Raw genomic sequence first — 1512 nt, 5'->3', positions numbered from 1 at the left:
GCATCGCTGGCTCGCCTTGAAGAAGACAGGTTGAGATACATTCAGACGCCGTCGGCGTGGCTCATCGAACGGTGCTACATGCCGTACAGATGCCTGGTGCTGAATGACGCAGACGTATCGGCACCTCGCTGGAAACGCGAATGGCTGGAGCCGACAGTTGCGTTCTGCACGGTACATCGCGCGCTTCTGGAAACTGAACCGCCCCGGATTTTGTGGAGGCTCCAACTCTTGAGAGAATGGAGCCATGAACAAGAAGGTAAGCAAGTTTTCCCCAGAAGTCCGAGAGCGCGCGGTGCGCCTGGTGCGCGAGCAGCGTAGCGAGCATCCGTCGATGTGGGCGGCGATCGAATCGATCGCGCCGATGATCGGCTGCACACCGCAGACAGTGCACGAGTGGGTCAAGCGCGACCAGGTCGACCACGGTGAGCGCGATGGCGTGACGACAGACGAGCACGAGCGCCTCAAGGCCTTGGAGCGCGAAGTCAAGGAGTTGCGTCGTGCCAACGAGATTCTCAAAGTCGCGAGGGCGTTTTTCGCCCAGGCGGAGCTCGACCGCCGTTTCAAGTCCTGAAGGCCTTCATTGATCAGCATCGCGACACCTTCGGGGTCGAGCCGATCTGCAAGGTCTTGCGGATTGCCCCGTCGGGCTACCGACGCCATGCCGCGCAGCTTCGTGATCCGGCGCGGCGCTCTGTTCGCGCAATCCGCGTGAACGTCTGCGGCCGGAGATCGAGCGTGTGTGGCAGGCCAACATGCAGGTCTACGGCGCCGATAAAGTCTGGAAGCAGATGAACCGGGAGCGTATCGCGGTGGCACGCTGCACGGTCGAACGGTTGATGAAGCAACTGGGTTTGCGCGGCGTGATGCGAGGCAAGCGTGTTCGCACGACTGTTCCTGATGCCATAGCCCCGCGCCCGCTGGATCGGGTCAATCGGCAGTTCAAGGCGGCACGGCCGAACCAGCTCTGGGTTTCGGATTTCACCTACGTTTCGACGTGGCAGGGCTGGCTGTATGTGGCCTTCGTGATCGATGTGTTCGCTCGCCGTATCGTCGGCTGGCGAGTCAGCAGCTCGATGACTACGGACTTCGTCCTGGATGCACTTGAACAGGCGCTTTACGCGCGGCGACCGGGCGACGACGGAACCTTGATACACCACTCGGACAGAGGGTCCCAATACGTCAGCATTCGCTACAGCGAAAGGTTGGCCGAAGCGGGCATCGAACCGTCGGTCGGCAGCCGGGGCGACAGCTATGACAACGCCCTGGCTGAGACGATCAACGGCTTGTACAAGGCTGAACTGATTCATCGCCGCACCTGGAAAACGCGGGAAACCGTTGAACTGGCAACGCTGGAGTGGGTGGCCTGGTTCAATCATCATCGGTTGATGGAGCCGCTCGGCTATATCCCGCCCGCCGAAGCTGAGGCAAACTACTATCGGAAACTTGAAACAGCTGCCGCTGAACCCGCATTAACTTAAACCAACCAGCCTCCACGATTCCCGGGGCGGTTCA

General features: G+C 60.6%; 1 pseudogene and 1 other annotated feature. The pseudogene reads left to right on the top strand.

The features are described 5' to 3' along the window. Positions 1–244 precede the first annotated feature (244 nt). Positions 245–1478 (top strand): annotated as a pseudogene (locus tag U5805_RS31450) (IS3 family transposase). Beyond that, positions 526–642 (top strand) — a sequence feature (AL1L pseudoknot). It overlaps the preceding pseudogene by 117 nt. Positions 1479–1512: the final 34 nt, after the last annotated feature.

Origin of the sequence: Paraburkholderia sp. J41, assembly GCF_905220235.1 — a bacterium.
In the GTDB taxonomy this organism is placed as follows: Bacteria; Pseudomonadota; Gammaproteobacteria; order Burkholderiales; family Burkholderiaceae; genus Paraburkholderia.
This window is presented reverse-complemented; position numbering and strand designations above follow the sequence as displayed.